Here is a 25,507-nt window from a genome sequence, read left to right as displayed (position 1 = left end):
CTGCGCCAGCTATTCTGCGGCAGGGGCACAATAAGTTATCTAAGCAATTATATTTTAAACCCAAATTCAATCATGAATTTTAGTATTTTTTTTGCGCCCGGATCATTAATCCGGCGTAAGCCCACACAATTAATATTGGTGATGAAGCTAACCGCACTATTTTTATTCGCGTGCCTATGCCAGGTAAGCGCAAGTGTTTATAGTCAGAACATCACATTGAGACAAAAAAATGTTTCGATGGAAGTGATATTTAAATCAATAGAGAAACAAACTGAATATGTTTTTCTTTACGATAACCTTGAACTGCAAAATGCCCACAATGTAAGTATTGATGTTAAAAATGTACCCCTTGAGCAGGTCCTGAATTTATGCTTTAAAAATCAGTTATTGACATATAAAATATTTGATAAAACAATCGTACTCAGAAAAAAAAGCGAGCTGATATCAAATCCCTTCTTTGAAACCATCAGTGGCAAAGTTCTGGATGAAAATGGCCAGCCGATTGTTGGGGCAAGTATAATGGTCAAGGAAACAAAAACGGTAACCACGACTAATGCTAATGGTTATTTTTCCATTAACGCCAATATTGGCACAACACTAATCGTCTCTTTTATTGGTTACACTACCAGAGAAATTACCATAGACAGTAAGCGGGATTATAGTATTTCTTTGCAAGCTACCACAACCGAACTAACTGATGTAGTGGTTACTGCTTTGGGTATAAAACGTTCTGAAAAGTCGTTGGGTTATGCGGTACAAAAAGTGGCCGGTAAAGATTTACAAACTGTTAAAGGTGTAGATGTGGCTACCTCACTAACTGGCAGGGTTTCTGGTTTAGTGATTAAAAACTCAACCGAATTTAACGCCAGGCCAACCATCGAGTTACGTGGGGAGGGTGCTTTGCTTGTTATTGATGGTGTGCCTTATGGCAACATGACATTAAGAGATGTGCCTACAGATGATATTGAAAGTATGGATATACTTAAAGGCCCTACAGCCTCTGCATTGTATGGCTCAAGGGCATCTGGTGGTGTACTTTTAATTACGACTAAAAAAGGTGCGGCTGGTAAAGGCTTATCTATCGAATTGAACAGCAATACCATGGCATCATTGGGTTTTCTGGCCATACCCGAAGTACAAAGCTCCTATGGCAGAGGGCAGAACGGAGTAATTGATAACGATTATGTTTGGGGCCCTAAGCTGGATATTGGTAAAACGGCCAGAGATTGGAACCCCATTACCAAGCAGTTTGAAGATAACATGCTTTTGGTATCGAAAGGAAAAGACAACCTGAAGAATTTTACTTCTACAGGTATTATCTTAAATAATAATGTAAGTATTGCCCAAACCGGCGAAAATGGAAGTTTCAGAATCGGCTTAAACGATATTTATAATAAAGGACAGTTTCCGAATCAGAACCTGAACATGATAAATTTAACCATGTCGGGAGAGATGAAGCTTAGCGATAAATTTAAACTGGAAGGACACATGGGGGTAAGCCGCCGATGGGCCGATCAGATTTGGGGCGGTGGTTATAATAACCAGGGCTATTTGTACCAGTTAATTATGTGGACGGGTACCGAATACGATATCCGCGACTATAAAGACTACTGGAAAGTGCCTTATAAAACACAAAACTGGATGTATACCAACTGGTATGATAACCCGTATTTAATTGCTAACGAAAAATTAAACGGTATCCAAAACAATACCGTAAATGCCAATGTTACGGCTAATTACCAAATTAATAAAGATTTTAATTTATTAGTGCGTTTAGGATACGATAATTATAACAATAAAACCACTTTCCGTAATCCTACTGCCAATATATATTCTACCCGCGGCGGCGCGGTTAATGGTAGCGGATGGAATGCTAAAGGTATGTATTCTATCCAGGATGCTAAAGGGTTTAGTACCAATGATGATGTGATTCTGAGCTACAAAAAGAAACTGAACAGATTTACTATCGACGCTTTAGCAGGTGGAACAGTTTACTATTTCGTTGACGAATCATTAAGTGGAACAACTAAAAACGGATTAATTTCACCAACTTTTTATTCGTTAGCTGGTTCTGTAGAGCCACCTACAGTATCGCAAGGGTATAGTACCAGGCAGATCAACAGTTTGTACGGCAGGGCTTCTATTGGCTATAATGATGCTATTTTCCTTGATTTTACGGGAAGGAATGACTGGAATTCTGCTCAACCAAAAGCATCACGATCTTATTTTTATCCATCCATTGGTTCAAGTATCGTAGTTTCAGAATTGGTGAAACTGCCTAAGGTAATCGATATGTTTAAAATCCGCGGTTCGTGGGCGGTATTTAAAACCGCTTTAGGGGTATATGCCACAAACAGAACCTTCGGTACAACAACTACCGCATGGAATACGTTAAATTCTGCAAGCTATCCATCGTCGTTATTGGGTAACAGCTTGCTGCCAAGCGAACAAAGAACATACGAAATTGGGACTGCTGGATATTTATTTAAGAAACGCCTGCATTTTGATGTAGCTTACTTTAATAAATATTACTATAACCAGCAGGTAAGCACTTCAATTCCTGCATCATCAGGTTTCTCATCTACTTTGGTTAATACACAAGAAACTTACGAAAGAAGAGGCATTGAAATTACTGTTGATGGATCTGTGATCAGGAATAAAGACTTCGAATGGTATTCTACTATCAACTGGTCTAACCAGCATCGCTATTATGTAAATCTCGATCCGGTATACTCACCTGATAATTTATGGGTAAAAAAAGGAGAAAGGTTAGATACCTATACCGACAACTACTGGGTTAAAGATCCTGAAGGTAATGTAATTCACGAAAGTGGTTATCCGGTTTGGAGCGATTATGTTAAAAAATTAGGTTACGGCGAACCCGATTTCAGTTTTGGCTTTATCAATAATTTCACTTATAAAAGATGGTCGCTAGGTATTAATATCGATGGCCGTATTGGCGGTCTAATGTATAATTATGTATATGACAAAATGTTCGATTCTGGTACCGCACCTGAAACAGATAACGAATATCGCTATAACCAGGTTGTGCTGGGGCAGAATAACTATGTGGGACAAGGCGTTAAAGTGGTATCAGGTAGTGTTACCTACGATAAATACGGACAGATTACCAGCGATACCCGTAAGTATGCCGTAAATGATGTACCTATCGGTTATCAGGATTATGCACAATGGTACCGTGGTGGTGATGCAAGGGTACAGAATGAATCGTTTGTTAAGCTGCGTGAAGTTTCACTGGGTTATAGCTTATCATCAAAAACAGCAACCAAACTAGGTTTAAAGAGCGCGTCTTTTTCTTTAACTGGTCAAAACCTGTTTATGTGGACCAATTTCAAATACTCAGATCCCGATGTTGATACAGAGAACCTAAACTCACCATCAATGAGAATGGTAGGATTTAACGTTAAGGTAGGTTTCTAGTTATTTATTGTTTTAATGAAGATTTTATGAAAAGTAAATTTTTAAAATATAGCTTGTTATTGCCAGCATTGGCTCTATTAAGTAATGGTTGTAGTAAGTTCGAGGATATTAATACCAATCCAAATGCAACTACTGAGGTAAACTCGGCTATGCTGGCTACAGGGATGATATTAAATATCACACGTGGAGATATCAGCAGTACCAAATCTTTTATGCAGCCATTCTTACTGGGTAAGTATCTTACCTGGGGCGAGGGACAGGAGAATTTTCAATACAATAAAATTAGCCGGACTGATTTTAGCCGTATAACCCTCTTACGAAATATTACGCCCATGGAAAATTACGCAACTGATGAAGGACTTAAAAAATCTTATCGGGCATTAGGGCATTTCATAAGGGCGTGGCAGTTCTTTATGACAACCATGCAAGTGGGCGATATTCCATATACCGAAGCTGTAAAAGGAGAATCGGATGCGATATTACAGCCCAAATATGATACTCAAAAAACAGTCTTTATAGGTATATTAAACGAATTAGATCAAGCCAACACCTTATTCGCATCTGGTTCAAATTTCGAAGGCGACCCTATTTTTGCAGGTAATACCGATAAATGGAGAAGATTAACAAATAGTTTTGAGTTACATGTGCTCATTAATCTTTATAAAAAAACAGGCGATGCCGATTTAAAGGTAATTGAACGCTTTAAGGATATTGTAAGCAACCGCCCATTAATGAGAGATTATAACGATAATTTTGCATTGGCATACAACGCAACAGCTGGTCAAAATTATCCTTGGAGCGATGTTCCGGCTGGTTCTGGTAATTCATTTGTAAAATCTAATTATACTATGTTAACCAATGTATTGTTAGAGCCGTTAAAGACAACAAATGATAAGAGACTATTTTATTACGCTAAACCATCGCCTGTTAAAATTACCGCTGGTGTTTCGCAGTCTGATATTGCCGCATATCCAAGTATAGAGCCTTCAGATTCGTTTTCGAGTTTGCAGACCAGAAGGGTAAATAAAGATTATACCGATATCAATATCAGGTATGTAAATCTAGTAAATGCTGAACCTGTAGGCGTTTTTAATTATTGGGACCTACAGTTCATTCTGGCAGAAGCTACTATACGTGGCTGGATAACAGGTATTACTGCACAAACTTATTATGCAAATGGGATTACTAATTCTATGAAGTTTATAACTCAGTACACACCAGATCTTTCCGACTATCATCATAACATGAAAATGGATGCTGTGTATATTGATGCCTTCCCAGCTACTGTTGCTTTAACAGGTAGTAGTGAACAGCAGATTGCACAAGTAATTACACAAAAATATTTGGCTAGCTTTTTACAGGGAAATAAATATCAGGGATGGTTTGAGAACAGGAGGACAGGTTATCCTGTATTTAAATTAAACTCGACCACGAATTTGAATTCACCTTCTACTAATTTTCCATTAAGGTGGCTATATCCTTCGAATGAGCTGAGTTACAATTCGACCAACCTTTCGGCTGCTGTTGCCAGCCAGTATGGAGGTAGTGATGATGTAAACCAGACCATGTGGCTCTTAAAATAGTACGCTCTTAATCAACTTAAAAAGTTCTCTGCGTTAATAGCAGAGAACTTTTTGTTTTAAACCACAAGTAATCCATACGTCATATATCTAACTCAAGCTTCTTTTTTAAAATCATATTGCTACTTTGGTTTTATTAATTTTAAAAAAAATGATAGCTGTATACATTTTACTTTTTTTCTTAATCGCATTCTTCATTATAACGAACCTTCCTGTTTTTGGCCGTTTACCTAAGGGATTACGATTGGAAAAAATCCACCATTTGGCTAACTATCGGGACGGTGCATTGCAAAATCAATCGTTAACATTAATGCAGCCTGAAGGTGTAAGCTTTTTTAAGGTTTTAAATGCGTTTCTTTTCGAAAAACACCCTGATAAAGTTCCAGATAAAGCACTTCATTTTATTAAACCTAACCTAAACGGGAACCCTAAAAGCGGAGCTCCTGAGGTTATATGGTTTGGGCACTCATCTTACCTCATTAAAGTAGATGGTTTAAGAATTCTGGTTGATCCAGTTTTTAGCAAAACTCCATCTCCGTTTTCATTTATTGGGAGTAAAGCTTTTTTAGGTACAGACTTTGTAAAAGCAGAAGAATTTAAAAATATCGATATCCTGCTGATCACACACGATCATTACGATCACCTGGATTATAACAGTATTTTAAAAATTGCACCACAAGTTAAAACCATAGTTACGTCGTTGGGCGTAGGAGAACACTTAGAAAAATGGGGCATTAAAGCCGATAAGATCAATGAATTGCACTGGAATGAATCGCTAACATTATTTAGGAGCGTGAAGTTAACAGCGGTTCCGGCAAGGCATTTTACGGGAAGAAAATTTAAAAGAAATCAAACCCTTTGGTCGGCCTTTGTATTGAAAACTGAAAACTACCAATTATTTTTAGGAGGCGATTCTGGCTATGATACACACTTCGCCAAAATAGGTGAGGAGTTTGGGCCTTTCGATTTAGCTTTGCTCGAATGTGGACAGTACAATGCCTATTGGCCTTACATCCATATGTTTCCCGAAGAAACGGTGCAGGCCGCTATCGATTTAAAAGCAAAAGTTTTGATGCCGGTGCATTGGGGCAAATTTAGCTTAGCCATGCATCCCTGGAACGAGCCCATAAAAAGAGTGGTATTAGCTGCAGCAGCTAAGCAGCTTCCTTTGGTTACCCCAAAATTAGGTGAAACAATAATTTTAAATGAATATTTACCAACGGAAAATTGGTGGCTTGAAGAATAAAAGCTAAACAATAATTGTACTATGGTGTTTAATTCTAAAATCAAATACAATTATGAAAACTGATCTTGTTGAAATTTTTCAGACCATTAGAGCCGGAATACAGCCCTATGCCACCCGCGGATATACGGTACACGAAAATTCGGAAAACGGCTATGATCTTTATAGTGAAAAAAACATTGAATTAAACGGTGAAAAAGTAACCGAACGTTTTTTTACAGGTGTTTATATTAATGGGAATGCTGTAGAAGTTAAAATCAATACCGATGAGTTTTCTACTACAAATCATAATTTAAGCGATTTTGGTGAAAACAAAGCGGGGTTGAAAATTTCGGCCCTTGATGATTCCAAACTAAAAGAAGTAGAAACACTGGTAGAAATTATCCATACTAACTTTAAAGAAAAAGAATGGATTTAACAATCTGATGGTTAAATTTGCTTCAGATATTTTTCTGAACTAACCCTCTGGTGATTGAACATTCAAACTTCCAATAATAAATGGTATAATCAATTGATATTAGCACTTGCTGATAACAAAATTGGGTGCTTTTTTACTCTAGAAGATAAATTTTCGTTATTACAGGTTGATCATCAATTAGCCGTACACCTGGTAAGTTTAAATAATAAGTTCACCCCGCAAGATCTCATTGAGCTGCAGGAAAGACATCATCAAGAAGGCACTAAACTCGTTCATCTCTGGGAAGATCTGTGGCAATCAAAACCGGATCAGGTTTTAGCGAGAATTAAATCTTTGCTTGGAAAAAATATCCGCATTCACGGTAGAAAAACCAAAGTATTCAAAATTACTAAACCCGTTGCCGATTCTTTTTTAATTGAAAATCACTTGCAGGGATCAGTAAGCAGCCGTTATAAAATCGGTTTATTTGAAAAGGAGGCGCTTGTAGCGGTTGCTACTTTTTCGGCACTGCGTAAAATGAACCATACCGAAAATTATAAATCGGCAGAATTGATCAGGTTCGCCGTTAAAGCTGGTTATTCTATTACTGGGGGGCTTAGCAAGTTGATCGCTTTTTTCGCTGAAATGCATAATCCTAATGACCTGATGACTTACGCAGATCGCGACTGGTCGGCAGGAGAAGCCTATATTAAATTGGGTTTTAAACAAACGGCAGTTTTAGAACCCCAGTTTTATGTTCTGGATGAAAATCTAAATCGTAAGCTTAAAAAGGATAATCAGGTTTTAGCAACGGAAGTGTTTAATACGGGAAGTTTAAAGTTTATCCTCAAATTTTAATGAATCAGCATAATCTCATCATCATTTTAGGTGCAACTGCATCAGGCAAAACGAAACTTGCCGTAAAGGTTGCTGATGCAGTAAATGGAGAAATCATTAGTGCCGACAGCCGCCAGATATTTAGAAAAATGGATATTGGTACTGGGAAAGACTTACAAGAGTACCATATTAATGGCAAAACGATTCCTCACCATCTCATTGATATTTTAGCACCTGGCGAACGTTATCATGTAGATGCCTTTAAAAACGATTTTTATCAGGCTTTTGAAACCATAACTAAAAAAAACAAAATACCGATCCTTTGTGGTGGAACAGGAATGTACATCCATAGCCTTTTGCAAAATCAAACTTTTACTGCAATTCCCGTAAATCAACCATTAAGAGATCAACTAAATTTATTATCGAAAGAAGCGTTAATTTCAAAATTGCAAAGTGACAAAAGCCAAAGCAGCGATCATGTTGATCTATCCTCTAAAAAGAGATTGATCCGTGCATTGGAAATAGCAGAATATTTGAAAGATAATAAGCTGGAAACTGTGGAGCGGCCCGAAATTAAGCCCATTATTTTTGGGCTGAAGAATGAAGTGGAAGTGACCAGAGCTAAAATTCTAGCAAGACTCGATCAAAGATTTAAAGCAGGTTTAATTGAGGAGGTAGCACAATTGCTTAAAGAAGGCATTAGTAAAGAAATATTGGTTTTCTATGGATTGGAATATAAATTCATTGTGAATTATCTGGATGGCTTATTCACTCTTGATGAACTGAAACTAAAACTTGGCACCGCCATTTGCCAATATGCTAAACGGCAAAATACCTTTTTCAGGAAAATGGAAAAGGACAATATTGAGATTATCTGGCTCGATGCATCAGCGCCTACAAACCTGTTACAACAGTTAGTAATTGAAAAAGTTTCAATTAACGAAAATTAACTTTTATTGGTCATCTAAATGTTGGTTTATGGCCAATATAGTATTAAAAAAGCCCTTTTGGCACAACCTTTGTGTTTGTTGCAGCATATAGTTTAACTCAAAAACAATACTTAAAATGAAAACAATTACTAAAATCATTGCTACTTCAGCAGCTGTCGTGGCTTTATTCTTTACCACAAATGCTAACGCGCAATCTTCTCAAAAATTAGGAATAGGAATTATAGGTGGTATACCTACTAGTGACGGATACAATGTAGCCCTTGGTGCAGATTTACGTTATCAGTTTGATATCGATAAACAATTATCAATCCCTGTAACTGCTGGTTACACCCGTTTCTTAGCGAAAGACTTTACTGTAGGTAATGTAACTTATGATGGCGTAGACTTTGGATATATCCCTGTTAAAGCTGGTGTTAAATATTTTTTTAACGATTCTGGTTCAGGCTTATACGGTTTAGCCGAGCTGGGTGCTGGTTTTGGTACCAATGAAGGTAGCGGAACATCATTCGTTTATTCTCCAGCTGTTGGTTATTCATGGAGCAACGGCTTAGATTTAGGTGTTAAATATGAAGGTTTGTCTAGAGATGGCGGTAGCACCGGTTATGTAGGTTTGCGTTTAGCATACGGATTTAGTTTATAAGCTTAATCACAACTTATATCAAAAGCCCCGACTAATAGTCGGGGCTTTTTTTGTTTCATAACCTTCTGAAAAAATGGAAATTTGAAAATCCACCATAGATATTTTACCGTATATAAACTAAACCCTTAATTAATAACTTAAAATATCTAAAATGAAAACAGCTACTAAACTTTTTGCAACGACATTAACGGCCCTTGCCATTTTAAGCACTTCAAATCTAAAGGCACAAACTATGGGCTCTTCTGAACCAATGACATCAGGAAACGGTATGGCTTTTAAAATCGGCGTAGGTGTAAACGGTGGATTATTTCCAGACAAGTCTGAAATGGATTACGGCTATGGTGCAGATGTAAAACTTCAGTATGATTTAAGTCCTTACGTGGCCGTTACTGCTTCGGGTGGTTATACCAGATTAAAATGGAAAGGAAGTCCGCTTAAGTTCGAATTTATCCCTTTATTAGGCGGTGTTAGAGTGTTTCCGGTCGAGAGGATGTATTTAAGCACTGAATTAGGTTCGGGTTTGGCCATAAAAGATGGTGCTAACATGAACTTTATTTATACGGGCGGTTTAGGCTACGAGTGGAAAAATGGTTTAGATCTTGGAATAAAATACGAAGGTTACGTAAACAATAGTGCTTCTGATCTCTATTTCATGAAAACCGGTCAATTTAATCTGAGATTAGGATATAATTTCAAATTATAATTAGAACATCATTTAATTTAAAGTCCCGATGAAAATCGGGACTTTTTTATTTATTTACCATTTTAATTGCTATTTTGAGCCGAAAACCAAATACAATGAAAAGAACATTCGGATTAATAATACTTACCGCTTTAATGGCCTGTAACCAGGCAGAAAAAAAATCTGCTGAAACCAAAGATTCAACAAAAACAGATTCGGCATCGGTTAAAAATGAGGTTTCTATAAAAGACAAACAGAAATCTGAAATCTTTAACCAATATGTAGATTTAAAAAATGCATTGGTAAAATCAGATTCAGCCAGTGCACAAAAATCTGCCGTACAGTTACAAACGAGTTTGGCTGCCTATAAAGGTTGTGAGCCTACTGCAGCTGTTGCGGGCAAAATCGCTACAAGCAATAATCTCGTTTCGCAGAGAAAAGATTTCACGGTTTTAAGTGCTGATTTAATTGCGTTATTTAAGAATGCGGAAATAGAAAAAGGAACAATTTATGTTCAGCATTGCCCGATGGCGAATAAAGGAGATGGAGGCGACTGGTTATCAACCGAAAAGGAAATTAAAAATCCTTATTACGGCAAAGAAATGTTGGAGTGTGGGAGAGTTGCCGAAGAAATCAAAGCAAAATAAGATTTCAAATCCTATCTAATTAAGCACGATTGTTACGTCATTTTGACTAATTATTCATATTAATTTAACAGATTTGTTATGCATGTATATTAATTTTATATAATTTAGAAAGCTATAAACACAATACAATAATATGTCAGATATTGCAGAGATCAAAGTTGATGGTAAGACAGTAGAATTGCCAGTAATTACAGGAACAGAAGATGAAAAGGCCATTGATATTTCAAAATTAAGAGATCTAACAGGTTTTGTTACTTTAGATACTGGTTTTAAAAATACTGGTTCTACAAAGAGTAAAATCACATTTTTAGATGGTGAAAAAGGCATTTTAAAATATAGAGGTTATTCGATCGAAGAGCTTGCCGCAAAATCGAGTTTTTTAGAGGTTATTTATCTGATCATTTATGGAGATCTACCAACACAAAAACAACTTGAAGATCTACAGGCTGACATAAGCAAACATACTTTGATCCATGAGGACATGAAGAAATTTTTTGATGGTTACCCGTCAAGATCTCATCCAATGGGTCAATTAGGTTCGCTAATCTTCTCATTATCTACATTCTATCCTGAGTGCTTAAAACCAAATCAAACTGCCGAAGAACAAGATTTAACCATTATTAAACTTTTGGCTAAATTCCCAACCATTGTTTCTTTCGTTTATAAAAAATCATTAGGTCATCCACTTATTTATCCCAAAAATAAATACGATTATGTAACCAATTTCCTTTGGATGACATTTGGACAACGTACAGAAGATTATGATGTAAATCCGATTGTGGTTAATGCCATGAATAAATTGCTTATTCTGCATGCAGATCACGAGCAAAACTGTTCAGCATCTACAGTACGTATAGTAGGTTCTTCTGATTGTAATTTATATGCTTCAATTGCTGCCGGTATTGCTGCACTTTGGGGACCACTACATGGTGGTGCTAACCAGGCCGTAATTGATATGCTTGAGTTGATTAAAGCTGATGGTGGTGATACAGAGAAGTGGATTGCAAAAGCGAAAGACAAAAACGATCCATTCCGCATGATGGGCTTTGGACACAGGGTTTACAAAAACTTTGATCCAAGAGCTAAAATCATTAAAAAAGCATGCGATGATATCTTAGAAAACCTAGGTATTGATGATCCGATTTTAGAAATTGCTAAAAAATTAGAAGAAGCAGCCTTAACTGATCAATACTTCATAGACCGTAAGTTATATCCAAATGTAGATTTCTACTCAGGTATTATTTACCGCGCATTAGGCTTCCCATCTGAAATGTTTACTGTGCTATTTGCTTTAGGCCGTTTACCAGGATGGATTGCACAATGGAAAGAAATGCACGAAAACAAAGAGCCGATAGGCCGTCCACGTCAGATTTATGTTGGTGAAACCGATAGAGAATTTGTTGAGCTTAAGGATAGAAAATAATTTCATTAAGCATAAAAAAAACCACCCGATAGTATCGAGTGGTTTTTTTTATGGGGTTATTTTTTTATCGACTGGAGCGACGCGAAACGGAGAGATCTTTAAGCTATGTTTAGTGAATAGTCCAGAAATGACGATTTATCTTAATCTGCCATGTCAACACCCTTGTTCTATTTAGCCCAGTCTTATATAAATGAAGACATCTCAAATAAAGCGCCTAAGTAGCTACATAATAAATTAAATTAACCATGATCACTTCAGATACATTAAAGGCTATCCAATACATTACAATAATCCAAAACATTTTAAAAATAATGCTCCAACGTTTCCGCTGATAAAATACTTTCAAAGCATTATACATATACCAGCAAATCCAAACTACAACACCAAGTTGAATGATATTGGTAACAATAGTCCCCTTACCAAAAACATGTTTAATTAAAGGATTTGTAAAAATCTGCACAATAAAATAGGCCGTCATTCCGTGGATGGCAAAAATCAGGTGATTTAAATAATAAATATGATTTTTCCTGAAGTTCCACATAATAAAAAGCGCCAATAAAGGCATTAACAAAAAGTATTGTTTTGGTCGGTTATGCTCCAGCGTTTCTTGAATTACTTCAGATTTTTCACCAATATTGATCGCCCTTTTTTTGATCATCCGCTCATACCAATTGTCTTGCTCAGTGGGTGGCAATTTCTTTTGCCTTCCTAAATAGGCTGCATAAGTGCTATCGTTTCTTTCAACATGGATATCATTAAAATCTTCGATCATATCGGCAATAGAATCAGACGCTAGTTTAACGTTTTCAGTTCTAAGCCTGTTCAATTCCTTTTCCTGCTCAGCAAAACCAAGTTTTATAAATTCTTTTTTCTTGATTGCTTTATTAATCGATGTTGTTGCCTTATTTGCAATGTTTTTAGGTATTCCTGGAAGCTTCAGCGCCTTATTTACACTGTCGGTAATACTTTCATCTCTTCGTTTTTCGATCTTAGTTGATTCATGAGTATCTTTCTCGACATGTTTTGGTGAATACACAACCAAAAAATATACGATGGATACGAAGATGTACATACTCACCGGATTAATATACCTGGCTCTTTTGCCAGCTAAATAATCGAGCGTAACCTGACCAGGCTTTGTTAAAAGAGGAGAGAGGGTTTGGAAGAATTTATTGTCGAAGTGAAAATAATGGGCTATGCTATGACTAATAAAGGCCCAGAAACTTTCTTTTAGCTCTAAATTTGGTTGACCGCAATCGCTACAATAATGTTTCTCAACATGAGCGCCACAGTTTAAGCAATTGTGTTCTTTTCTATACTTACCAGCTGACATGGAAATAAATTATAAATGATTAATGGCTTCTACTTCTGCTCGGGTATGTTTGTGTTTAAATATAACTACAAAAACTATTGCAATAACCAGAACATAAATGGTAAAAGATAACCAGATGTTATGCCAGTCTTTCACATCTAATGCCCTGCTTAAATTTCCATTCTCTAATACACTAATTCCTTTGTTTTTCAAAAATTGAAGCAGATGTTTATTGTCTGCTTCGCTTTTTACATATTTTGATAAAGAATCGATACTGCTATAATAGGTAGTAAAATATTTATTGATCATCCAACCTGATACTAAACTTCCAAACACAGCTCCGAAACCGTTAGTCATCATCATAAATAAACCTTGGGCAGATGACCGCGTTTTGGGTGTGGTTGAAGTTTCGACGAACAGTGATCCGGAAATATTAAAGAAATCGAATGCCATACCATATACAATACAAGAGGTAATGATCATCCATAAATTGGTAGAGGGATCGCCAAAGGCAAATAATCCGAAACGTAATACCCAGGCAAACATGGCAATTGCAATTACCCATTTAATCCCAAATCTTTTCAAAAAGAATGGAATAGCAAGAATAAACAGTGTTTCCGATATTTGAGAGATGGATAAAATGATCGTAGAGTATCTGATTACAAAAGATTCTGCGAAAACCGGGAATAATTTAAATTCATCCAGAAAAACATCACCATAAGCATTTGTTAGTTGCAATGCTGCTCCTAAAAACATAGAGAAGATGAAAAACAAGGCCATTTTGTAATCAGCAAATAGCTTAAAAGATTCTAACCCTAGTTTCTGTGCAAATGTTTTTTTCTCGCTAATTAAATTTAAAGGCTTACATGGAGGTAATGTGAAAGAGTATATACCTAAAAATAAAGCACTTATACCAGCAATATAAAATTGATTTGCACTTGCTTTATTACCTGTTAAATTGGTAAGCCACATGGCGGCAATAAAACCAACAGTTCCCCAAACACGGATGGGCGGAAAGTTTTTTACTACGTCGAAATTGCCGTTTTTTAACGTTGTATAGCTGATTGAGTTACTTAATGCAATGGTTGGCATGTAAAAACACATTGACACCAGTATTACCCAAAAGAAAGTATGCGGATCTTCTACCTGAGGCAGATAGAACATGGTAGCTGCGTAAAGGATATGTAAAATCGCATATAACTTTTCTGCATTGATCCATTTATCAGCAAGAATACCTGTTATGGTTGGCATAAATAGCGATGCAATGCCCATGGTAGAGAAAATTATTCCAAAATCTGCACCGTCCCATTGTTTGGTTCCGAACCAATAATTTGCAATCGTAATTAACCAGGCAGCCCATACAAAGAATTGCATGAAACTCATTATAGTTAAGCGAAACTTAACGTTCATAATAATAGTTTAGTTTGAATTATTGAAAGTAAAAGCTGAATATAGAACTATTTTGAATGATAATCCAAAATGAACCTAAATTATTTTAAACAATTTGGCTCATCTTAGAATTTAGCTTTTTATAGAAAGGATTTGAGAAAAAATCTAGACAAATTTTGATAGATAAACATTTTTATGTGCAACAACGTTAAGATGTTCCGCGTTTATTCAATTCATCTCTTAACCTTGCTGCCTTTTCATAGGCTTCTTCGGCAATAGCTTCCTGTAATTTTTGTTGGAGTTCTTCTAATGTTAAATCACCGAAGCCTTGTTGTTGTGTTGAGGTAGGCAAGCTATCTGCTTCAGGCTCTTTTGCAATAGAATCCATATTTTCGAGAAAAAGAAAATCATTCCCTTCTATTACGATTCCCGCAGAAGCCAAAATAAATTCGTAGGTATAAATCATTGCATTAAACCGAACGGCCAAAGCAATAGCATCGGATGTTCTGGCGTCAACTTCATGAGTATTTTTCCCATCGCTACAGATCAACTTAGCATAAAAAACACCATCAACCAGATTGTATATAATGATTTCCTGAATATTGATATGAAAAGTATCAGCCATTGATTTGAACAAATCATGTGTTAATGGCCTACTAGGAGTCATTTTCTCAATTTCTATTGCAATGGCCTGCGCTTCAAATGCACCAATAATAATCGGTAAGCGGCGGCGTCCATTTACTTCTCCTAAAACAAGGGCATAAGCACCAGATTGAGTCTGGCTGTAAGATAAACCTACAATATCTAATTTTACTTTTTTCATATTTGTCGATGTCATGTTGAGCTTGTCGAAGCATTTAATTTAATCCTTCGACAGGCTCAGGATGACAAAAATTATCCTTTATGTGCTTTTAATGCTTCAATTAATTTGGGTACAACTTCAAAAGCATCGCCAACAATACCATAATCGGCCACTTTGAAGAAAGGCGCCTCTGGATCTTTGTTGATTACCACAATCACTTTTGATGAACTAACACCAGCTAAATGCTGTATAGCACCGGAAATACCGATAGCAATATAAAGGTTAGGGCTAATGGCAATACCAGTTTGACCAACGTGTTCTGAATGTGGTCTCCAGTCTGCATCCGATACCGGTTTAGAGCACGCTGTAGCAGCACCCAACAAACCGGCTAATTCTTCAATCATTCCCCAGTTTTCTGGTCCTTTTAAACCTCTGCCAGCCGAAACCACCAATTCTGCATCAGGTAATGAAACTTTATCAGTTGCCCTAACAATTTCTTTAATAACAGTTCCTAAGTCTGATTGTTTAACATCAGCAGTAAAGGTCTCTATTGCCACATCTGTAGCATTTTCTTTAACGCCAAAAGCATTTGGATTTAAAGCAATTACTTTATTGGCCGATGTTAATTCGGTAATCGCGAATGCTTTGCCTGAGAAAGCCGTTTTCTTAACCGAAAATTTACCATCTGTACTCGGTAATTCTACTGCACCATCAGCTAAACCCGCTTTAAGTTTTACTGCAATACGCGGGGCTAAACCTTTACCAGAGAAAGAGTTAGATAAAACTACAATATCGGCACCTTCTTTTTCTGCTGCTGCAGCAATAACACTTGCATAGGCTTGGTTTACAAAGGTTTTTAATTGATCGGCACTTACGTTTAGTACTTTTGATGCACCGTATTTACCTAATTCCTTTAATTCGCTGTCGGCTACATCGCCAATAGAAATTGCGGTTAAATTAGTTGATTGTTGATCGGCAATGGCTTTGGCATAAGATACGGCTTCAAATACAGATTTCTTAAATTTCCCCTCAGCTTGTTCTACATATACTAATACTGACATATAATTTATTTCCTTTAAAGGATTTTAGTAAAATTTAATTTTTTAGTTATTTTAAAAGTCCCCTTCAGGGGATTTAGGGGCTAGATTACTTTAGCTTCACTGTGAAGTAAACCAATTAACGATTCTGTTTGGTCGGCAGGAATTAACTTAACCGTTCCGCGAGGAGCAGGGGTTTCGTATTTCGTAACCTTCGTTACCTCTTCGATAGCAACTGCATCAACAACGGCCAATGGTTTTGTCCTGGCACTCATGATACCACGCATATTCGGGATTTTTGGCTCTGCCACACCTTCAGCACAACTTGCAATAAACTTACCTGAAACGGTTAGCACTTCTTTACCGCCTTCGATTTCTCTTTCAATCGTTGCTGTATCACCATCAACATCTAATTTTTTGATAATCGATATAGATGGTATGTCTAAAAACTCACCAACCATAGCAGCAACCTGATTACCATTATAATCGATAGACTCGCGACCGGTTAGGATAATATTAAAATCTTTATCTTTTGCATATTCCGCAATCTGTTTTGCTACGAAATAGGCATCTCTCGGTGCCGCATTAACCCTAACGGCATCATCTGCACCAATTGCAAGCGCTTTTCTAATGGTTGGATCGTTGCCCGCTTCGCCTACATTAATAACCGTTACCGTTCCTTTACCGCCTTCGGTTAATTCAATTGCTCTTGATAATGCGATTTCATCATATGGATTAACAATATATTGCACTCCGGACGTATTGAATTCGGTATTATCATTAGTAAAAGTTATTTTTGTCGTTGTGTCTGGCACATTACTGATACAAACTAATATTTTCATATGTTAATAGTGGTTTTTATTGCTATGAAGCTATCGCAAGCCGAAATTTTTAGCTCATGATAATTTCATATGTTATGTGTTTATTATATAAGGTCTTTCTGCAAATTTAATTAAAAAAGCAAGGAAATAAAATGTCATCAACCCGTTTAAGTAAGTTATTAGAATTTTTAGAAAGCGATCCTAACGATCCTTTTATACTATATGCCTTAGCCACAGAGTATAACGCACAAAATGATAAGGAAAAGGCTTATTCTTTTTACCTTCAGTTAACGGATAAACACCCCGATTATGTTGGTACTTATTACCATTTGGGGAAATTGCTTGAAAAAGATGATCAAAAAGAGAAAGCCATAGCCATTTATCAGAAGGGTATGGAAGTAGCACGCAACAAAAGAGACATGCATGCTTTTTCTGAATTACAGGGGGCATATAATACAGCTGCCGGATTAGATTATGAAGACGATTAACCCCAAACCCCTAAAGGGGCTTTTAGTTTAACTATAAATGCAAATAAAACCTATAGCTGCAAAAAAACAGTGGTTATTTATTAGAAACGTAATCTTTTTTACATTTACTTCTTTTGGAGGCGCACAGGCACACCTGGCTTTGTTGCTTAAATACTTTGTTCAGAGCACTAAATTTATCTCAGAGGAAGAACTTTTAGAGTTAAATGCACTGGCGCAGGTACTCCCCGGACCAGCATCCACCCAAACCTTGGTTGGGATAGCCTGGAAAGTTGGAAAACTTAAACTGGCCATTGTTACTTTCCTGATCTGGATTTTGCCCACAGCAACCATAATGACCTTTGCTGCAATCAGTTATGCTTTACTGGATCAAAAACAAAAATTTAACGATATTTTACAATATATCCAGCCAATTGCACTGGGTATTGTAGCGTATGGTGCATGGAAACTTGGTAAAAAGGTTTTATCCTCTCAGGTTTCTATATTCCTTGCCATTGCTTCGGTTATTGCCACATTAGTTTTAAGAAATGCTTATGTGTTTCCATTGTCGATACTGATAGGCGGAATGATCTCTTCAGCCATCGAAACACCAAAAGAGGAAACAGAGTTAAGGGTTAAACTTTTTTCGAATATCAATCCTAAAAAACTGGTTTACTTTCTAGGTGCTTTGCTTTTATTTGCCTTGGTAGGTGCAATTATAAACAGAACTTCGCCCTTTAGTTTACCGATTCGTTTGCTCGAAAACTTTTACCGTAACGGAATATTGGTTTTTGGAGGCGGACAAGTACTTGTTCCTTTGATGTTTACCGAGTTTGTAGAGATGAAACATTATTTACCTTCATCTGGATTTTTATCAGGTTTTGCATTACAGCAGGCCTTACCTGGTCCAACATTTTCTTTTACGAGTTATTTAGGTGCATTAAGCATGAAGAATTTTGGTTACGGATTATGGGGCCAAATTTTAGGAGGATTGATCGGGGTTATCGGCATTAACTTACCTGGACTAATCCTCGTTCTATTTATTGTACCGTTTTGGGACGATCTGAAAAAGATCTCACGGATCCGTCACAGCCTTTCAGGAATCAATGCTGTTAGCGTTGGATTTATTATTGCTGCTTTTGTGCTCCTGTTAATACCAATGGGCTTTAACTGGATATTTTTAGGGATAATGATCGCTACATTTTTATTGTTAAATTTTACTAAAGTTAGTCCACCTGTTATTGTATTAGCAGGTATATTAATTGGATATTTATTTTAGTAATAACAGATGAAGGTTTTGGAATCTTAACTATAATTTGAAAAGCAATTACAGTACTATATAGGTTAATGCAGTCCCGCTATCACTGCTGCTCCGATGAAACCTGTGAAACAAGCAAGCACACAATAAAAAACAAAATATACAGTACTTAAATCGGGAGCATTCGTTTTATCGGGTTTAGATTGTTTGGTTCCCTGCTACTAGGCTCGCTTTTCTATGCCAGTGCTCATAGTTTTTAGTCCCGATTGAAGCGGAGATTCTCTTTGTCGCCCTAAGGGGTAATTTATGGTATACAAATCTATATTAATGACAGGAGTTTAAAAGATTAAATCTCCTCAGATTATCGTCATTGCGAGAAGGTATTTTCAGCCGACAGCCTGTCCCGACCTTTCGGGGAAGCAATTTTACCGCTAATAGCGAGCGCTTTAAGATTCCCGCCTGCGCGGGAAAGACGACTACCTTAAGGGGCTGTCAATGGTAGCCAAGTAGAAGGGCAAAAAATATCATAACATAAAAGCAGGAGCAAACTTCAAAAAAGCTAAACCTTTATGCTAAAAAATAAAACTGAGTTTTGTTACTAATAACAGCCAGATTACTAATTCCTAAAACGGTGGATCATCATCATTATAATCGTCCATTTTTGAAGGGCGGATAATCACATTGCTTTGTTTTTCAAAATCCTGTGATGGGTACATACCAGCTGAAGGATCAGCCGCAAATGAACTTGGCGGCGCATTAAAGTCTTCCTCCAAATCCGTAAACTTCACAAATTTACCTACGAATTTAAGTGGTACAATCCCGGTTTCACCGTTACGGTGTTTTGCAATGATAACCTCACCAATACCCGCTTGCGATCTTCCTTGTTCATCCTCGGTAATGCCGTAATATTCAGGCCGGTACAAGAATAATACCATATCCGCATCCTGCTCAATTGAACCCGACTCACGTAAATCGGATAACATAGGCCGTTTTCCCTGCAAACCTGGTCTACTCTCTACCGCACGACTTAACTGCGATAGTGCCAGCACCGGAACATCGAGTTCTTTTGCAACCGATTTTAGTGCTCTCGAAATACTACCAATTTCCTGCTCACGGTTACCACCGCCTTTTCCTTCGCCTTTACCATGCATTAACTGCAAGTAATCGACAATTACCAATTGAATATCGTATTGTGATTTTAATCTTCTGCATTTTGCCCTGAACTCAAAAATATTTAGTGCAGGCGTATCATCAATTAATAGGGGAGCTTCGGTTAAACGGCCAATTTTACTGTGTAATTGCTGCCATTCCCATTCCTGTAAATTTCCTTTTCTGATTTTTTCCTGCTCAATTTCTGCTTCCCCAGAAATCAAACGATTAACCAGTTGAACTGACGACATCTCTAGCGAGAATACTACCGTTGGTTTTGCAAAATCGACGGTGGCGTTTCTTGCACAGGTTAGTACGAAAGCCGTTTTACCCATCGCCGGACGTGCAGCAATAATTACTAAATCCTGCTTTTGCCAACCACCAGTTATTCTATCTAGTCCTGTAAAACCAGTTGGCACACCAGTTAAACCATCGGTTTTGGTACGAAGTTCTTCAAGCGTGGCTAAAGATTGTTTAATGATATCGTCCATTTTCTGTGTATCCCTGCGCAGGTTATTCTGGGCAATTTCGAAAAGTCCCTTTTCTGCCTGATCTAAGAGATCGAAAATATCAGTCGTATCTTCGTAGGCATTTGTAATGATTTCGGTTGAGATTCTGATCAGTTCACGCTGAATATATTTCTGAGAGATAATACGTGCGTGAAACTCTATATTCGCTGCTGAAGCAACTCTATTGGTTAAGTTGGTAATATAGTAGGCACCACCAACCATTTCTAAAGAGCCTAATGTCCGCAGTTCTGCTGTTACTGTTAAAATATCAACCGGTCGCGATTTTTGAAATAGAATATGAATTGCTTCAAAAATTTTCTGGTGGGCAATGTTATAAAACACCTCAGGTTTCAAAACATCAATTACAGCAGAAAGTGCATCTTTTTCGAGCATTAACGCTCCAAGAACTGCTTCCTCAAGATCTAATGCCTGAGGGGGAATTTTCCCCTGTGAACTTATAGTATTACTTAACCTGCTTTTTCTAGCAGTTATACTGTTCTTTCCGCCTTGTTCATTATCGATACTCATTCCACAAAAGTAATCAAATTTTGATGTGGTTGTTCGAATTAGTTACTAGCTGTTTGTTAACAAATTGAAGCATAATCAGATTAAATTTTATTGGATTTATGATGCCATATAAATTTTTAAACAATTAAATGTTAATAAGGAGCACATTGTTTAGGGCTAAAACATTTTATTTGAATACTTTTGCCTAACAATTTCAAAACATGGATAATTTTAGAAGACCGCAACGCGCAAAAGAGAATAATGAGTTTGTATTCGGCATCAGGGCCGTAATAGAAGCCGTTAAAGCAGGAAGAGACATTGAAACCATTTACCAGCAACGCGGTCTGGGCGGCGATCTTTTTTTAGAATTAAAAGCCCTTTTAAAAGATACTTTGATTCCTTTAAACTCGGTACCGATTGAGAAGTTGAATCGCATGTCGCAGAAAAACCATCAAGGTGTAATTGCAGTTATTTCGCCGATTACCTATCAGAATATTGAAGATATTATTCCAACCGTTTTCGAAAAAGGCGAGGTGCCATTAATTTTGGTTTTAGATAGTGTTACCGATGTGCGTAATATGGGTGCAATTGCACGTACGGCTGCCTGCGTAGGGGTACACGCCATTGTAGTTCCTTTAAAAAATGCTGCACAGATCAATGCTGACGCAATTAAAACATCCGCAGGTGCATTATTCAGCATCCCGATTTGTCGCCATGCTAACCTGCACAAAACCTGTTTATTTCTACAAGAAAGTGGTCTGCAGATAGTAGCCTGTACCGAAAAAACCAGCGATTTTATTTATGCACCAGATTATACCATGCCTACTGCAATTGTAATGGGATCGGAAGATGAAGGAATTTCTAACGATCTTTTAAGGGTAGCCGATCACCTGGCTAAAATACCAATGGCCGGAAAAATTGAATCGTTAAATGTTTCAGTAGCTGCCGGGGTAATATTATACGAGGCTGTTAGACAGAGAACGGTCTGATATTAGATGTAAAAGGGAGGAGGGAATTAATATCGTATCGATAAGTACGTCCCACGGGGTGTCTTCCTCACAATAGAATAAGATTAGGAATATAAAATGGATGATGAAAACTATGCTACATCATCCATCTTACATTTATTTAGATGAATTTATTGCCAAAACGCGATTTAACCTCCGCAACAAACTCTTTAACTTTTTGCTCTTCATTTCTTGGGCAGATCATCAGCATATTATTGTTTTCTACAACAATGTAATCGTGCAGCCCCTGTAGGATAACCAATTTATCTTTAGGAACATTTACCATGCAGTTCGATGAATCGAACATCAGCACCTGCTCTGAAGGGATAACGGCATTGCCCACATAGTCTTTTTCTGCCATCTCATAAATAGAGGCCCAGGTTCCTAAATCAGACCAGCCGAAATCGGATGGAAGGACATAAACATTTTCTGCTTTTTCCATAATCCCAAAATCTATTGAAATATTGGTGCATTGGAAATAAGCATTATTGATAAATTCTTTTTCGCCGGCATTGTTCAACTCAGATCTACCAACATTAAATATTTCGTACATATCTGGAAGGTGTTTCTCGAAAGCATTTAGTATCGACTTAGCCGACCAGATAAAGATCCCTGCATTCCACAAGAAATCGCCGCTCTGCAAAAATGATTTTGCCAATTCTAAATTTGGCTTTTCGGTAAAGGTTTTAACTTTATGCAGATCAGTATCGGTATTGAGTACGTAATCTGTATGCTGAATATAACCGTAACCCGTATCCGGGCGGTTTGGCTTAATACCTAAAGTGATTAAACAATCGTTTTTCGAGGCAGCCGCTAAAGATTGCTCAATAGATGCTATAAAACCATCAATATTTGCGATGGTATGATCAGAAGGCGCAACAACAATTGTCGCATTAGGGTTTAACTCGGCTATTTTTAAACTTCCGTAAGCAACACAAGGGGCTGTATTTCTCATTAAAGGCTCAGCCAAAATCTGGTTATCTGTTAACTGCGGTAATTGCTCTTTAATTAAATCTGAATAAATTTCGTTGGTAACGATGAATATATTTTCAGGAGGACAGATGTTTAGAAATCTTTCGTAAGTACTTTGAATCAAGGTTTTTCCAACACCGAAAAAATCGATAAACTGTTTTGGATATTCTGTTCTACTTACTGGCCAAAAGCGACTTCCGACGCCACCGGCCATAATCAATGCATAATAATCTTTATTCATTTTTTATTTTAAAAATTACACTATGCCTTCGTTAAGGAGATCGTGTAAATGGATAATGCCAAAGTAAGTATTTTGTTCTAGAACTAGCAACTGTGTAATGTTATTTTGCTTAATAATATCTAAGGCATCAACCGCTAAAGCATCAAATTGTATGCTCTTTGGCTTTCTGCCCATTATATCTTCAGCTTTTAAGTTTGCAATAGAATTGTTATTTTCTAGCATCCGTCTAATATCACCATCCGTAATGATACCAAGCACCCTGTCGTCGTTATCAACAACAACAACAGCACCCAAACGGTTTTTGCTAATTTCTATTAACACATCTTTAACCGATGCGGATGGGTGTATGGAAGGTTTCTCATTAGACAAAGCTAAATCCCGGGCTTTTAAATAGAGCTTTTTGCCTAATGCCCCGCCTGGGTGATATTTCGCAAAGTCGGATTCGTTAAAATCTCTGCACTCCAACAAACAAATGGCTAAGGCATCGCCCAATGCCAATTGCGCTGTTGTACTGGTAGTGGGTGCCAAATTATGCGGACAAGCTTCTTTTTCGAAAGAAGTGTTCAAAATCAGATCGGCTTGTTCGGCTAAAAAAGAATTCAACTCTCCAACCATCCCAATTAGAAGATTGCCAGATGTTTTTAACAAGGGGGTAAGCACTTTTATTTCTGGCGTATTTCCACTTTTTGAGAGGCAGATTACAATATCGTCTAACTGGATCATCCCCAGATCGCCATGAATAGCGTCTGCGGCATGCATAAAAATAGCAGGAGTACCTGTTGAATTAAAAGTAGCTACCATTTTTTGCGCTATGATTGCACTCTTTCCTATACCAGTAACTATTACCCGTCCTTTGCCATGTAAAATGCTTGATACGACTTTTTCAAAATCGCTGTTAATATTCTTTGCAACATTTAATATTGCTGCTGCCTCAAGCTCTAATGTGCTTACAGCTGATTGGATAATTGATTTTTTACTTTTCAAAGAGAAAATAATTGTCTGTTAATACTTGAAATTCTTGTAAAATTATGTTATTTTGGATACAAAAATAGCATCGCATATTTTATTACACAAAATGGACGTGAAAAAGTCGTTATTTGATAACCTACAAAATTTCTTCGGGTTTGACAATTTCAAGGGTGATCAGGAGTCGATCATTACAAATATTTTAGAAGGCAATAACACGTTTGTTATTATGCCAACAGGCGGAGGGAAGTCCATTTGCTATCAGTTACCCGCTTTAATGAGCGAGGGGACAGCAATTGTAATCTCTCCGCTAATTGCATTGATGAAAAACCAGGTAGACCAATTAAGGGCTTTTGGCGGAAATGACAGTATTGCTCACTTTCTTAATTCATCCCTAAATAAATCTGAAATTACTCAAGTTAAATCTGATCTTTTAAGCGGTCAGACTAAGTTATTATATGTTGCGCCAGAGTCTCTGGCGAAGCAGGATAATATTGAATTTTTAAATCTGATTAAAATCTCGTTCGTTGCCGTTGATGAAGCGCATTGTATCTCTGAATGGGGGCACGATTTCAGGCCAGAATACCGTAAGATTAAACAGGTTATTGCAGGATTAGGAAATAACATTCCAATTATTGCACTAACTGCAACTGCTACGCCAAAAGTACAGCAGGATATTATGAAGAATCTTGGAATGACGGAAGCAACGTTGTTTAAATCGTCATTTAACAGGCCCAACTTATTTTACGAAATCCGCCCTAAAAGAGACATTACCAAAGAAATTATTAAGTATATCAAATCTAATCCGGGCAAATCCGGGATTATTTACTGCCTTAGCCGTAAAAAGGTTGAGGAAGTGGCAGAAGCATTAAATTTAAATGGAATTAGTGCATTGCCTTATCATGCGGGATTAGATCCAAAGGTTAGGGCCGAAACACAGGATAAATTTTTGATGGAAGATGCTGAGGTTATTGTTGCAACCATCGCCTTTGGTATGGGGATCGATAAACCCGATGTTCGTTTTGTGATTCACCATGATGTGCCTAAAAGTATGGAGGGTTATTACCAGGAAACTGGTAGGGCCGGACGTGATGGTGGCGAAGGCGTATGTATTGCTTTCTACGCTCAAAAAGACGTAGACAAGCTGGCTAAATTTATGAAAGATAAACCAGTTTCGGAACGCGAAATTGGCACACAGATATTAAAAGAAGTGATCGATTATGCTGAATCTGG

At 37.2% G+C, this 25,507-nt stretch carries 22 protein-coding genes; 14 read left to right on the top strand and 8 right to left on the bottom strand.

Annotated features, from left to right (window positions below; translation table 11 throughout):
- The first annotated feature begins 237 nt into the window (after positions 1–237).
- From ASU31_RS21825 to ASU31_RS21780, 10 genes are all read left to right on the top strand, one after another.
- Entirely contained in the window at positions 238–3,441 is a 3,204-nt protein-coding gene (locus ASU31_RS21825; RefSeq protein WP_167346227.1) for a SusC/RagA family TonB-linked outer membrane protein, read from the top strand.
- Between the two features lie 26 nt (positions 3,442–3,467).
- Positions 3,468–5,024: a SusD/RagB family nutrient-binding outer membrane lipoprotein gene (locus ASU31_RS21820; protein WP_057934380.1), complete on the top strand. Its 1,557-nt coding sequence runs from the start codon at positions 3,468–3,470 to the stop codon at positions 5,022–5,024.
- A 148-nt stretch (positions 5,025–5,172) separates the two neighbouring features.
- Positions 5,173–6,267: an MBL fold metallo-hydrolase gene (locus ASU31_RS21815; RefSeq protein ID WP_057934445.1), complete on the top strand. Its 1,095-nt coding sequence runs from the start codon at positions 5,173–5,175 to the stop codon at positions 6,265–6,267.
- A gap of 52 nt (positions 6,268–6,319) precedes the next feature.
- Positions 6,320–6,682 carry a hypothetical protein gene (locus tag ASU31_RS21810; RefSeq protein ID WP_057934379.1) on the top strand — a complete coding sequence of 121 codons (363 nt, stop codon included), beginning with the start codon at positions 6,320–6,322 and terminating at the stop codon, positions 6,680–6,682.
- Between the two features lie 54 nt (positions 6,683–6,736).
- Complete coding sequence (locus ASU31_RS21805) at positions 6,737–7,519, top strand: hypothetical protein (RefSeq protein ID WP_057934378.1); 783 nt, start codon at positions 6,737–6,739, stop codon at positions 7,517–7,519.
- Positions 7,519–8,448, top strand: coding sequence for a tRNA (adenosine(37)-N6)-dimethylallyltransferase MiaA (gene miaA, locus ASU31_RS21800; protein ID WP_057934377.1), 930 nt, complete (start codon positions 7,519–7,521; stop codon positions 8,446–8,448). Before ASU31_RS21805 ends, miaA begins: the two co-directional genes overlap by 1 nt.
- A 115-nt stretch (positions 8,449–8,563) precedes the next feature.
- The gene (locus ASU31_RS21795) at positions 8,564–9,088 is read left to right on the top strand and encodes a hypothetical protein (protein WP_057934376.1); all 525 of its coding nucleotides are present in this window, start codon (positions 8,564–8,566) and stop codon (positions 9,086–9,088) included.
- Between the two features lie 151 nt (positions 9,089–9,239).
- The gene (locus tag ASU31_RS21790) at positions 9,240–9,791 is read left to right on the top strand and encodes a hypothetical protein (protein ID WP_057934375.1); all 552 of its coding nucleotides are present in this window, start codon (positions 9,240–9,242) and stop codon (positions 9,789–9,791) included.
- Positions 9,792–9,886: 95 nt separating this feature from the next.
- The gene (locus tag ASU31_RS21785; protein WP_057934374.1) at positions 9,887–10,417 is read left to right on the top strand and encodes a DUF3347 domain-containing protein; all 531 of its coding nucleotides are present in this window, start codon (positions 9,887–9,889) and stop codon (positions 10,415–10,417) included.
- 133 nt (positions 10,418–10,550) lie between these two features.
- Entirely contained in the window at positions 10,551–11,840 is a 1,290-nt protein-coding gene (locus tag ASU31_RS21780; protein WP_057934373.1) for a citrate synthase, read from the top strand.
- A 214-nt stretch (positions 11,841–12,054) separates the two neighbouring features.
- Here ASU31_RS21780 and ASU31_RS21775 read toward each other — a convergent pair whose 3' ends face one another.
- The 5 genes from ASU31_RS21775 to ASU31_RS21755 form a co-directional block, all read right to left on the bottom strand.
- On the bottom strand, positions 12,055–13,173 hold the full coding sequence (locus ASU31_RS21775; protein WP_057934372.1) for a DUF3667 domain-containing protein: 1,119 nt from the start codon (positions 13,171–13,173) through the stop codon (positions 12,055–12,057).
- A 9-nt stretch (positions 13,174–13,182) separates the two neighbouring features.
- Positions 13,183–14,562, bottom strand: coding sequence for a nucleoside permease (locus ASU31_RS21770; RefSeq protein ID WP_057934371.1), 1,380 nt, complete (start codon positions 14,560–14,562; stop codon positions 13,183–13,185).
- A 187-nt stretch (positions 14,563–14,749) separates the two neighbouring features.
- On the bottom strand, positions 14,750–15,364 hold the full coding sequence (locus tag ASU31_RS21765; RefSeq protein WP_029275168.1) for a bifunctional nuclease family protein: 615 nt from the start codon (positions 15,362–15,364) through the stop codon (positions 14,750–14,752).
- Between the two features lie 71 nt (positions 15,365–15,435).
- Entirely contained in the window at positions 15,436–16,404 is a 969-nt protein-coding gene (locus ASU31_RS21760; protein ID WP_057934370.1) for an electron transfer flavoprotein subunit alpha/FixB family protein, read from the bottom strand.
- An 80-nt stretch (positions 16,405–16,484) separates the two neighbouring features.
- Complete coding sequence (locus ASU31_RS21755; protein ID WP_057934369.1) at positions 16,485–17,222, bottom strand: electron transfer flavoprotein subunit beta/FixA family protein; 738 nt, start codon at positions 17,220–17,222, stop codon at positions 16,485–16,487.
- A gap of 131 nt (positions 17,223–17,353) precedes the next feature.
- Between ASU31_RS21755 and ASU31_RS21750 the strand changes: the two genes are divergently transcribed.
- Both ASU31_RS21750 and chrA read left to right on the top strand, forming a co-directional pair.
- Positions 17,354–17,689, top strand: a complete 336-nt coding sequence (locus ASU31_RS21750) for a tetratricopeptide repeat protein (protein WP_057934368.1) — start codon at positions 17,354–17,356, stop codon at positions 17,687–17,689.
- Positions 17,690–17,726: 37 nt separating this feature from the next.
- A complete protein-coding gene (gene chrA, locus ASU31_RS21745; RefSeq protein WP_057934367.1) occupies positions 17,727–18,944 on the top strand; it encodes a chromate efflux transporter in 1,218 nt (405 codons plus the stop codon).
- A gap of 602 nt (positions 18,945–19,546) precedes the next feature.
- On the opposite strand, the gene dnaB is transcribed toward chrA, so the two are convergent.
- A complete protein-coding gene (gene dnaB / locus ASU31_RS21740) occupies positions 19,547–21,109 on the bottom strand; it encodes a replicative DNA helicase (protein WP_029275163.1) in 1,563 nt (520 codons plus the stop codon).
- A gap of 200 nt (positions 21,110–21,309) precedes the next feature.
- Here dnaB and rlmB point away from each other — a divergent pair, with 200 nt between their 5' ends.
- Entirely contained in the window at positions 21,310–22,077 is a 768-nt protein-coding gene (gene rlmB, locus ASU31_RS21735) for a 23S rRNA (guanosine(2251)-2'-O)-methyltransferase RlmB (protein ID WP_057934366.1), read from the top strand.
- A gap of 139 nt (positions 22,078–22,216) precedes the next feature.
- On the opposite strand, the gene ASU31_RS21730 is transcribed toward rlmB, so the two are convergent.
- Both ASU31_RS21730 and ASU31_RS21725 read right to left on the bottom strand, forming a co-directional pair.
- Positions 22,217–23,308: a mannose-1-phosphate guanylyltransferase gene (locus ASU31_RS21730; protein ID WP_057934365.1), complete on the bottom strand. Its 1,092-nt coding sequence runs from the start codon at positions 23,306–23,308 to the stop codon at positions 22,217–22,219.
- A 15-nt stretch (positions 23,309–23,323) separates the two neighbouring features.
- Entirely contained in the window at positions 23,324–24,292 is a 969-nt protein-coding gene (locus ASU31_RS21725) for a KpsF/GutQ family sugar-phosphate isomerase (protein WP_057934364.1), read from the bottom strand.
- Between the two features lie 91 nt (positions 24,293–24,383).
- Between ASU31_RS21725 and ASU31_RS21720 the strand changes: the two genes are divergently transcribed.
- The coding region (locus tag ASU31_RS21720; protein WP_157258203.1) for a RecQ family ATP-dependent DNA helicase at positions 24,384–25,507 on the top strand (1,124 nt) is incomplete at its 3' end.

The organism is Pedobacter ginsenosidimutans (genome assembly GCF_001442625.1).
GTDB lineage: Bacteria > Bacteroidota > Bacteroidia > Sphingobacteriales > Sphingobacteriaceae > Pedobacter > Pedobacter ginsenosidimutans.
Note: the sequence above shows the minus strand (reverse complement) of the source record. Positions and strands in the feature narration are given on the sequence as shown.

Bases quoted from the DNA above. Each gene is read 5' to 3' on its own strand.
- ASU31_RS21780 (WP_057934373.1), top strand. From the start codon at position 10,551: ATGTCAGATATTGCAGAGATCAAAGTTGATGGTAAGACAGTAGAATTG.
- ASU31_RS21730 (WP_057934365.1), bottom strand. From the start codon at position 23,308: ATGAATAAAGATTATTATGCATTGATTATGGCCGGTGGCGTCGGAAGT.
- ASU31_RS21785 (WP_057934374.1), top strand. From the start codon at position 9,887: ATGAAAAGAACATTCGGATTAATAATACTTACCGCTTTAATGGCCTGT.
- rlmB (WP_057934366.1), top strand. From the start codon at position 21,310: ATGGATAATTTTAGAAGACCGCAACGCGCAAAAGAGAATAATGAGTTT.
- ASU31_RS21815 (WP_057934445.1), top strand. From the start codon at position 5,173: ATGATAGCTGTATACATTTTACTTTTTTTCTTAATCGCATTCTTCATT.
- chrA (WP_057934367.1), top strand. From the start codon at position 17,727: ATGCAAATAAAACCTATAGCTGCAAAAAAACAGTGGTTATTTATTAGA.
- ASU31_RS21755 (WP_057934369.1), bottom strand. From the start codon at position 17,222: ATGAAAATATTAGTTTGTATCAGTAATGTGCCAGACACAACGACAAAA.
- miaA (WP_057934377.1), top strand. From the start codon at position 7,519: ATGAATCAGCATAATCTCATCATCATTTTAGGTGCAACTGCATCAGGC.
- ASU31_RS21795 (WP_057934376.1), top strand. From the start codon at position 8,564: ATGAAAACAATTACTAAAATCATTGCTACTTCAGCAGCTGTCGTGGCT.
- ASU31_RS21760 (WP_057934370.1), bottom strand. From the start codon at position 16,404: ATGTCAGTATTAGTATATGTAGAACAAGCTGAGGGGAAATTTAAGAAA.
- ASU31_RS21775 (WP_057934372.1), bottom strand. From the start codon at position 13,173: ATGTCAGCTGGTAAGTATAGAAAAGAACACAATTGCTTAAACTGTGGC.
- ASU31_RS21820 (WP_057934380.1), top strand. From the start codon at position 3,468: ATGAAAAGTAAATTTTTAAAATATAGCTTGTTATTGCCAGCATTGGCT.
- ASU31_RS21770 (WP_057934371.1), bottom strand. From the start codon at position 14,562: ATGAACGTTAAGTTTCGCTTAACTATAATGAGTTTCATGCAATTCTTT.
- ASU31_RS21765 (WP_029275168.1), bottom strand. From the start codon at position 15,364: ATGAAAAAAGTAAAATTAGATATTGTAGGTTTATCTTACAGCCAGACT.
- dnaB (WP_029275163.1), bottom strand. From the start codon at position 21,109: ATGAGTATCGATAATGAACAAGGCGGAAAGAACAGTATAACTGCTAGA.
- ASU31_RS21750 (WP_057934368.1), top strand. From the start codon at position 17,354: ATGTCATCAACCCGTTTAAGTAAGTTATTAGAATTTTTAGAAAGCGAT.
- ASU31_RS21825 (WP_167346227.1), top strand. From the start codon at position 238: ATGGAAGTGATATTTAAATCAATAGAGAAACAAACTGAATATGTTTTT.
- ASU31_RS21810 (WP_057934379.1), top strand. From the start codon at position 6,320: ATGAAAACTGATCTTGTTGAAATTTTTCAGACCATTAGAGCCGGAATA.
- ASU31_RS21790 (WP_057934375.1), top strand. From the start codon at position 9,240: ATGAAAACAGCTACTAAACTTTTTGCAACGACATTAACGGCCCTTGCC.